The organism is Thermogemmatispora sp., assembly GCF_042408735.1.
Classification (GTDB): domain Bacteria; phylum Chloroflexota; class Ktedonobacteria; order Ktedonobacterales; family Ktedonobacteraceae; genus Thermogemmatispora.
Map to the genome: position 1 here is coordinate 1 of NZ_JBHOQV010000120.1, position 8,693 is coordinate 8,693.

Consider the following 8,693-nt stretch of genomic DNA (forward strand, 5'->3'; position numbering starts at 1 on the left):
GAGAACTCTACACACGCCACCAGATGCAGCAGTGCTGCCCCGACATTCTGATCACGAACTACTCCATGCTAGAATACATGCTGATGCGGCCTATCGAGCGAGGCATCTTTGCCCAGACAGCCCAACTGCTCGAGAGCAACCCGGCCAGCACCCTGCTGATCGTTCTCGACGAGGCTCACCTCTACAGCGGCGTCACAGGTGCGGAGATCTCCCTGCTGCTGCGCCGTCTGCAGGCGCGCCTTGGCATCGGACGCGAGCGCGTGCGCTATATCCTGACCAGCGTCAGCCTCGACCCCAGTACAGGCGAAGAGGGACTGCTCACCTTTGCCGAGCGCCTGGTTGGAGTCCGCGGTTCGGCCCGCGATATAGGACTTGACACGGCCATCCCTCTCGTTACACACTATACAGCGTGTGTAAATGTTTACGACTCGTGCCACACCATGGCAGCTCAGAGGGGAGATACTCGTGTCGCAGCTAGGTTCCTTTATCCACGCTGCGTTCGGCCGTGGCAAGGTTCCGGAGATTTCGGTGGAGGACGTTGCCGATCGGCTCGGGCAAGGCAACCTGTACGTGTTCGATGTCAACCCGCGAGAGCGGTGGGCCCGGGGGCACGTACCCAGAGCTGTGAATCTCGACCCTGCCGACTTCACAATCGCCGACCTGCCCGAGGACCGGACCGCCACGCTGGTCTTCTACTGCTCCGACCCGCGCTGTGGCGCAAGTCGATTCGCCGCATGGCGCGCCCAGCAGATGGGCTACACCAGCGTGTTCGTTATGCCGGCGGGGATCCGCGGCTGGCAGGAGGCAGGCAATCCGGTCGAGCGCGGGTAGGTACCTGGGGCTACATTTCCAGGAGCCGAGCAAGGGCGCGTCGAGGAAGACACTCAGTGATGATGGGGGTTATGGCCATCACACGGCAGTTGCTCTGGGGCCATCCGGACGGCTACCGGTCCGCAATGCCATCCTCAGCAGGCCAGCCATCGAACTCCGTTCCTCCATCGTTGGTGGAGCAACTTGATAGAGGTAGCCGGTTCCGCCTGACCCACTCCCGCTGGGAGTTCGTCTTCCTGCCAGGCACGCCGCTTTCCTGCACCGGATCGGGTCCCGGTGGAAGACGCTGCACTCCCTGGCTCGGCTCGCAATTGTCGCCAATTCGAGAACTGGAACGAAGGATGCCGGGCGAGCTGGGAAGACATCACCGATCGGAATGCGTATCGACCCCCTTTCAGCAATGGTCGGCGCCGAAAGGATTAGCCCTGTCGCTGACTGGGCGTAGCCCTTCCGGCAAAAGTTGCGTAGACTTGGCGGATGCGCCATTTAGGACTGGAGTCGTCTTAATTACGATATGACGATCAAGTGCTCAGTTTACTGTGGTGCTAGCCTGGATGGCTTCATCGCGGGCCATGGTGGAGATATCGAATGGCTCCACCGACCCGAGTATGACGACGCCGGGATGACTGGCCTAACCTATGACCGCTTCATCGCTTCAGTGGACGCCATCATCATGGGCCGCCACACGTTTGAGAAGCTCTTGACCTTCAATGCCTGGCCCTACAAAGTCCCAGTGATCGTGCTGTCAACGTCTCTGAAGGACTTGCCCGAACATGTGCGTGGCAAGGCTCGGCTGATGGTTGGCTCGCCTGAAGAGATCGTCCGGCAACTAGCCAGCGAAGGCCACCGGCACCTGTATGTGGATGGCGGAATAACGATTCAGCGCTTCCTAAGAGCGCGATTGATCCACGAGATCACAATCACCTATCTCCCGGTTTTGCTCGGTGAGGGAATCCCCCTTTTCGGAAGCGTCGGCATTGAGACGAGGTTGAAATTGCTGGAAGCAGTCTCCTATAAAGACTTCGTCCAGCTCCGATACCAAGTTGTACATCCCTTAGGTTGAATCTACGCCTCTTATAGCTCAACAAAAGGCACGTTGGAGAAGGTATGGAAGCTGACTTAGTGGTCGAGATCGTCCTGTTCCGTCTCAAAGATGGTATCTGTCACAGGGATTTCTTGCAAGCCGCCGACGCCATCATGCTCGATCTCCGCAGGATGAGCGGCTACATCAAGCGCGAGTTGCTCTGCGACGCGTCGGGACAATGGGTCGACCTGGTCTACTGGCGTAGCCTGGATGAGGCGCTGGCAGCAGCCGAGCAGTTCAATGCCCTCCCCAGCGCGCACCGGTTCAACGCAATGATCGAGCCGCCGAGCCGGATGCTGCACGTCCAGCGCCTCCGTCACTACGACGGATGACACTGCCTGCGCGCTGGTCGCGCCGCGCCCACATCAGCAGTGCGACCAGCGACCTGATATCGCTACCATTCATGGACTCGAGGCCCGCAAGGTTCAGAACGACGACGCGGGCACTGGCGGCAGTTGTCTGGTCGCAGTTCCCCTCACAGCTCTGCCACCGCTGGGATGACCTCGCGGCCCATTATTTCCAGCGGTTCGATCCGCTCAACGCCCACGACCCAGCCGAAGACCGTCTCGATCCCCATACTCGCCAGCCAGCGGAGCTGGCCGATCAGTTGGCCGACCTTCTCGCCACGCGGCCCGACATCGAAGCCGAAGGGGGCCGTCTTCTCGATCGCGTCGTAGTCGCGCCCCGCCTCGGCGCAGAGCCGTCGAAGCAGCTCGAGCTGACGCGGGATCTCGGGCGAAGGCCGCAGGTTGCAGGCGTCGGCGTACTTGGCCACCAGCGGCAGTGTCCGCCGCTCGCCACTCCCCGCGATCAGGATGGGCGGGTGCGGTCGGCTCAGGCTCTGGGGTACATTCAGGGGGCGCTCCATCCGAATGTGGCGGCCCCGGAACGGCAGCGCGTCGCCCCACTCACTCTCCCACATCTGGAGGCAGGCCTGCACCGCTTCCTCGAGGAGGTCGAACCGCTCGCCCAGCGGTGGGAACGGTAGCCCCAGGCCAAGGGCCTCGTCTTCGTAGTCACCGGCGCCGATGCCAAGCATCGCCCGGCCGCCGGAGAGCACATCGAGCGTGGTCACGATCTTTGCCAGCAGACCAGCATGACGATATGGAACGGCTGTAGCGAGCGCCAGCAGGCGTACCCGCTGGGTGTGGGCAGCGATGAATCCGAGCGTGGTATAGGCCTCGAGCTGCGGGCCCTCTGGGCCGCCAATGATCGGGTGGAGCCAGAGGTGGTCAGCAACGCTGATGGCATCAAAGCTGGCGGCCTCTGCCGCCTCGACGACCTCTGCCAGGGTAGCGCCGAGCCGCTCCGCCGGGAGCGACCAGTTCGTATGGGCAAGGTGCAGGCCAAGCTTCACGATGATCTTCCCTCCTGTGTCAACAGCCTCTTGAGGTACTGTCAGCATCCCAGAGTCTGTGAAGACAGACCCTAGGCGGTGGCGCCGCCGTCGACGACGAGGTCGTGGCCGACAATGAAGCTCGCTTCGGGCGATGCCAGCCAGAGCACAGCAGCAGCGATCTCGTCGACCCCGCCGACGCGGCCGATTGGGATGATAGACGCGATGCGAGAGTCCCGCTCGGCGTCGCTCTCTCCGGGGAGACGTGACATTGGGGCGGCAACCGGCCCCGGGCTGACCGCATTGATACGGATGCCCTCGCGGATGTACTCCCGCGCCGCGGTGCGGGTCAGTACGCTGACGGCGGCCTTGGCGGCCGCGTACGCACCAAGCTCGGGTCGTGTGGTGTGCGCACCGATGGTCGAGGCCATGTTGACGATGACGCCGCCGCCGTGCGCCCGCATGTGGGCAATTTCGTACTTCATCGACAGCCATACGCCGGTCACGTTGGTCGCCAGGACGGCCGACCAGGCGTCCTCGTCGATCTCGACCAGAGGACCTCGCGGGCCGAGCACGCCAGCGTTATTGAACGCGATGTCCAGCCTCTTGTGCCTCACCATGACTCCCTCTACGAGCCGGGCGACATCGCGTGCACGGGTGACGTCCGCAGTGATCGCGCTGGCCCGTCCGCCTTCGGCCTCGATCAGCTTCACGGTCTCCGCCAGCGACTCTGGGCTGCGCCCGGCCACGACGACTGTGGCTCCCTCGCGGGCGAAGGCCAGCGCGGTCGCCCGGCCGATACCGGAGCCACCTCCCGTGACGAGGGCAACCTTCCCAGTGAATCGTACGTTCATGATCCTCCTCCTGTTCGTAGCGAATCGCAATCGGTAGCCTCGGATGCCGGGCCGGTCAGATAGAAGTGGTCTGTCCCAGATCTCTCACGCCCCGCATGTAGGGCGATAGCAACGAGTCCCGCGACGAGAGCGAAAGCCACGGCCGCAACGCTGAGAGCGAAGGCGTAGCCACCGGTCGTCGCCGCTGGTGCATCCAACCCGGTGCTGGCGAGCTGGCTGGCGCGGGCACCGGCTAACGCCACCAGTAGGGCGAGGCCAAGGGTTGGCCCGGTCTCCATCGCGCTGTTCACCACCCCGCCGGCCAGCCCGGCCTGGCCCTCTGGGGCGTCTTCGACCGCCGCCACGGTCGCACCAGCGAGCGACAGCCCCGCCCCGATGGGGAACACAAGCAGACCAGCCAGCAGCGGCCCGACGTAGGGGGTGTCGACACCCATTCGGCCGAGCAGCAGCAGGCCCGCCGCCGCCAGCACCAGCCCCAGGGGCGTGATCACTCCCGCTCCAAAGCGCGCGACAAGCCGACCGGCGACCAGCCCAACCACCAGAACCAGGCCGTACGGCAGGAACGCGGCGCTGGTCCACAGTGGCGAGAAGCCGCGGATCTGCTGGAAGTATAGGGCGAGAAAGAAGAAGCTGGTGGCGGCCCCAGCAGATGTGAGCAGCACAGCCAGCAACGCGGTGGCTCGCCGCGGGGCAGCGAGGAACGACAATGGTAGCAGCGGCGCCGGCGTGTGTGCCTCGACCATCACGAAGACCGCCAGCAATGCAGCGCTGCTAACGAGCGGGATGAGCACGGCGGCCGACGACCAGGGGTGGTCGAGCGTCGTCACCAGACCGTAGCTGAGCCCGGACAAGCCGGCCGTCGCCAAGAGGGCCCCGAGGATGTCGAGCCGCGCCCGCGTGGGCGGCGGACCGGCCGGGAGGAGCCGCGGCGCGGCCAGCCAGGCCACGACCGACACCAGCACCGGGATGAGGAACGCCCACCGCCATGAGACCCACGTCGCGACAACTCCGGACAGCAGGGTGCCCGCGGTCGCGCCAGCGCTGGAGAGACCGCCCCAGACAGCGACCGCGCGGGTCCGTCGGGCGGCATCTGGGAATACCACGCCGAGCAAGGCCATTGCCGCGGGCGCCACCAGCGCGGCCCCAGCCCCCTGGGCGAAGCGGGCGGCAAGCAACACTTCGACGCCGGGTGCGAGTCCGGCTCCGGCAGAGGCGAGTCCGAACACCGCCACACCCAGCCTGAAGACGCACCGCCTGCCGAGCAGGTCGGCCAGCCGGCCTCCGAACAGCAGTAGCCCGCTGAAGGACAGGCCGTAGGCCGCGCTGACCAGGGCCAGCTCCGCGCTACTCAACTCGAGCTCACGCTGAATGGCCGGCAACGGCACGGCGATGACCGTGATCGCCAGGATCAGCACGAATTGCACGGCGCCCAGTAATACGAAGGCTGCATCCGGGTGCTGCGGGGCCTCGGCTCCACTTGAGCCAGCATGGCCGAGGCCCGCCTGGTTCGTGGTTGTGGTCAGGCAGTCCACCGGGCAACTCCTTTTTGTACCGATCAGTCTAATATTCAGCAAAATATTGGTAACATATTAGCATATCCTGGTCCGGGAGTCAACCTTTCGCTGGAGCGGATGCCACCTCAGCATCACGCGCTTGCGCACCGAGCGGTGCAGCAGACTGTTCGACCGAGCTGTGTGCCGGCTGCGCAACCGCCTGGTTCTGGTCAGGCTAGGCACCAGGCAACTCCTTTTTGTACTATTCAGTCTAAATAGATGGCGTGAATCGGTGGTCGGGGACGATGGAGAGTCAGCGACTACTCCAGGAGGATGAGAGCCTGCTCGATCGCGTCGCGCAGCCTTTCAGGGTTGGGGTGTCCCTTGCCCATGACGCGTAGACCCTGCAGCACAACCAGCAGGAAGCGAGCGAGTGCCCGCGGATCCTTATCGGCGGCCAGTTCGCCCTGCGCCCGCGCCCGGGTCAGCGCCGCTGCGAGCGCGACTTCGAGGGTATCCCAAGCCGATTCGACCACGCGCGCTACCTGGGTGTCATCGGGCATTCGCTCCATGGCGGCGTTGACGATCATGCACCCCCGGCGTTGGCGGTCGCACGCGGCTTCCTCGGCGTACCGCTTGACAAGCGCTCGCACGGCTGGCAGGACCGGCCCCGGCTGCGACAGCAGCTCGACGGGGTCTGGGGCGCGTGTCCGCAGGTAGCGCTCGAGCGCCTTCAGGTATAACTCGTGCTTGCTGCCGAATGTGGCGTAGAGGCTCGCCCGGCCGATGCCGAGGTGCTCGGTGAGGTCCTCTAGAGAAGTTGTCTCGTACCCGCGCCGCCAGAACAAATCCAGAGCCGCCTGGAGCGCCGCGTCCGGATCGAACTTCTTGTGTCTTGCCACAATCGAACTCCTTGGTTCTTCCTACTATCGAACTCCTTGGTTCCTCCCACGCTGGCATAGTATCACGATACGAATCGATCGGTCAAGAATCGTACGAGCGGCTCATCGTGCTGTCGCAGCCGTCCACCGGCCATTTCGCCACGGCTCCAGCACAGCTTGACCTGCCTAAGGCATACCCACCTCCAATCCGATCTCGATCAGCTGTGTTTGCATGTGATCGGCTCTCCCTTCCATGCTTAGGTTCAGCCGAGCAGCGCTGCCAGCGTAGTCGGTCGCGCCGACTGAGGGCCGGTACGCCGAAGACCGCAACAAGCCCGCTTAGAGATCGGCAACGGCAGGGATGACCTCGCGGCCGAGGGCCTCCAGGCCGCGACTGGGTTCCCGGCGGGAGGAAGTCAGTCACCATCTTAATCCCGAGCCCGTCCAGCAAGCATAGCCGCCCAATCAACTCTCCCACGCCGGTGTCGAAGCAAAAATGCAGGTCTGCTCGATCGCGCCGTAGTCCCGTCCCTCGACCTTGGAGCGCCGGCACAGGGTCCTCCCCTCGCCGTACTCGGCGACAGGATCGGCGGGCTGGGGTGGACCAGGGTCTGCGGCAGGTTGAGCGACCGCTCGAGGCTCTAGCACTCGCCCTTGAACGGGCGCTTGTTGCCCCGCTCGCTACTCCACATCCGTCACCGGAGCTAGACCATCTCCTCCAGCATCTCGAACCGCTTCCAGAGAGACGGGAAGGGGATCCTCAGCCCGCACGCCTCGTCCCCATAGTGGCCGGCTCAATGCTGAGCCCGGTGCGGCCGCCGGCCAGCATGTCAAGCGTCGTGGCCATCCTGGTCAGCTGCAGAAGAAGCTGCCGTCGAGCACCTGCGGCACCGAAAACCAGAGCGTCCTCACGCGCGTGTCCCACTCAGCTCGCCGTGCCCGTTCCGCTCGCCCCTACGCTCGGCGATGCGCCCGAAATGCTCTGCCTCCACGTGCTGGCCCACCTCCGGCTCCATGAACGCCTGGGTTAGCACTTGCACGGCCAGGCGCAGGAAGTCAGCGTTGCTCAGACCGGTCTTGGGCGTCGGTCTGCGGTGCCACTCTCAGCAGATCAGCCACCGTGCTCCATTCCTCCATGGCTGTCTCAGCAACGTGATGGGAATCAAACGATGGCCGCCTCGGTCGACGGCCTACCCACACCTGCCACCTGAAGAAGCGGGAATTGCAGCGAACAGAGCACTTTCATGGGACAGGAAATGCAGTCGACCGGGCTCGCTGGACGCTGGGCCTGCGCCGGCTACCGAGGAGGTAGACGATGGGGAGCCTGGCATCCGTGTTGATCGACTACCAAACGCCCAGCCGATCACTATACGCCTGGTTGGAGCTGGCTCTCTCTGGCGGGAGCTAGAGGCTCTTTTGAAGGCAGCGCCGGACGATGGGATCTATGTGGCGCCTTTCCCCGGCCTGTTCCAGGCAGCAGGCCAGGGCCCGACACCCGTGCAGCGCTTCTTTGAGCGGCCACGACGGCGCTTCCTGCTCTGCCAGGTCTGTAGCTACCTCAAAGAGACAACCGGCCAGGGAGGAAAGCAGCCTGCCAGTACAGAAAGCCAGCGGCAGCCCTGTCCTCAGTGTCACACTCCCTTGAAAGAGCAGGAAATTCTCGATCCACCAGCCTTTGCCCCCTGGGGAGCCACTTCACTTGAGCGCCAGGCCCGCGGTCACAGCGATCGGCCAGAGCTGGAAATCGCCTATATGGCGGCCCACCAGGTTATGCCCCTGACCAGTCGTGACACACTGGCCAGACGGACGAAGAACGGCGGCGTGGCCTGGGAATACAAAGAGAATCAGGAACTGCTCATCGTCAATGCTGGCCCTGGGGGCACGGGCTTCACCATCTGCCGAAGCTGCGGGGCCGCCGTGATTGAGGACAGTAGCACCTCTCACAAGCACCCACGCCCTTTCCTCAGCCACCACTACCAGAACAGCTTTTGTAAAAGTCACTTGCCCTACTGGCAAGGCTACCTGGGCCATATCATGCGCAGCGATCTGCTCCTGCTGCGCCTGACCCTTCCACCGGCCACCCACCACGAGGTCGGTGCAAGCTGGCTGGCAGACGCCGCCCATACGCTGGCCCAGGCCCTGCAACTGGGCGCAACTCGCCTGCTCGATATTTTGCCGGGTGAGCTGCGCATCGGCTGGAACTACACGCCCGCC

9 protein-coding genes are annotated in these 8,693 nt (G+C 64.2%); 4 read left to right on the plus strand and 5 right to left on the minus strand.

Translation table 11 applies throughout. The features are described 5' to 3' along the window. Positions 1 to 68: 68 nt before the first annotated feature. On the minus strand, positions 69 to 437 hold the full coding sequence (locus ACFMO7_RS10655; RefSeq protein ID WP_376795468.1) for a hypothetical protein: 369 nt from the start codon (positions 435 to 437) through the stop codon (positions 69 to 71). Positions 438 to 465: 28 nt separating this feature from the next. On the opposite strand from ACFMO7_RS10655, the gene ACFMO7_RS10660 reads away from it, so the two are divergent. The 3 genes from ACFMO7_RS10660 (at position 466) to ACFMO7_RS10670 (ending at position 2,247) form a co-directional block, all read left to right on the plus strand. Beyond that, a complete protein-coding gene (locus ACFMO7_RS10660; protein WP_376795469.1) occupies positions 466 to 831 on the plus strand; it encodes a rhodanese-like domain-containing protein in 366 nt (121 codons plus the stop codon). 514 nt (positions 832 to 1,345) lie between these two features. Further along, entirely contained in the window at positions 1,346 to 1,894 is a 549-nt protein-coding gene (locus ACFMO7_RS10665) for a dihydrofolate reductase family protein (protein WP_376795470.1), read from the plus strand. 44 nt (positions 1,895 to 1,938) lie between these two features. Next, on the plus strand, positions 1,939 to 2,247 hold the full coding sequence (locus ACFMO7_RS10670) for a hypothetical protein (protein WP_376795471.1): 309 nt from the start codon (positions 1,939 to 1,941) through the stop codon (positions 2,245 to 2,247). Positions 2,248 to 2,390: 143 nt separating this feature from the next. Here the strand turns inward: ACFMO7_RS10670 and ACFMO7_RS10675 are convergent, their stop codons facing one another. The 4 genes from ACFMO7_RS10675 to ACFMO7_RS10690 form a co-directional block, all read right to left on the minus strand. Further along, positions 2,391 to 3,272, minus strand: a complete 882-nt coding sequence (locus tag ACFMO7_RS10675; protein WP_376795472.1) for a TIGR03560 family F420-dependent LLM class oxidoreductase — start codon at positions 3,270 to 3,272, stop codon at positions 2,391 to 2,393. Positions 3,273 to 3,343: 71 nt separating this feature from the next. Further along, complete coding sequence (locus tag ACFMO7_RS10680; protein WP_376795473.1) at positions 3,344 to 4,105, minus strand: glucose 1-dehydrogenase; 762 nt, start codon at positions 4,103 to 4,105, stop codon at positions 3,344 to 3,346. Then, positions 4,102 to 5,637: an MFS transporter gene (locus ACFMO7_RS10685; RefSeq protein ID WP_376795474.1), complete on the minus strand. Its 1,536-nt coding sequence runs from the start codon at positions 5,635 to 5,637 to the stop codon at positions 4,102 to 4,104. The genes ACFMO7_RS10680 and ACFMO7_RS10685 overlap by 4 nt, the downstream gene beginning before the upstream one ends. 281 nt (positions 5,638 to 5,918) lie before the next feature. After that, positions 5,919 to 6,500 carry a TetR/AcrR family transcriptional regulator gene (locus ACFMO7_RS10690; protein ID WP_376795475.1) on the minus strand — a complete coding sequence of 194 codons (582 nt, stop codon included), beginning with the start codon at positions 6,498 to 6,500 and terminating at the stop codon, positions 5,919 to 5,921. 1,395 nt (positions 6,501 to 7,895) lie between these two features. On the opposite strand from ACFMO7_RS10690, the gene ACFMO7_RS10695 reads away from it, so the two are divergent. Further along, a partial coding sequence (locus ACFMO7_RS10695; RefSeq protein ID WP_376795476.1) for a hypothetical protein occupies positions 7,896 to 8,693 on the plus strand: 798 nt, incomplete at its 3' end.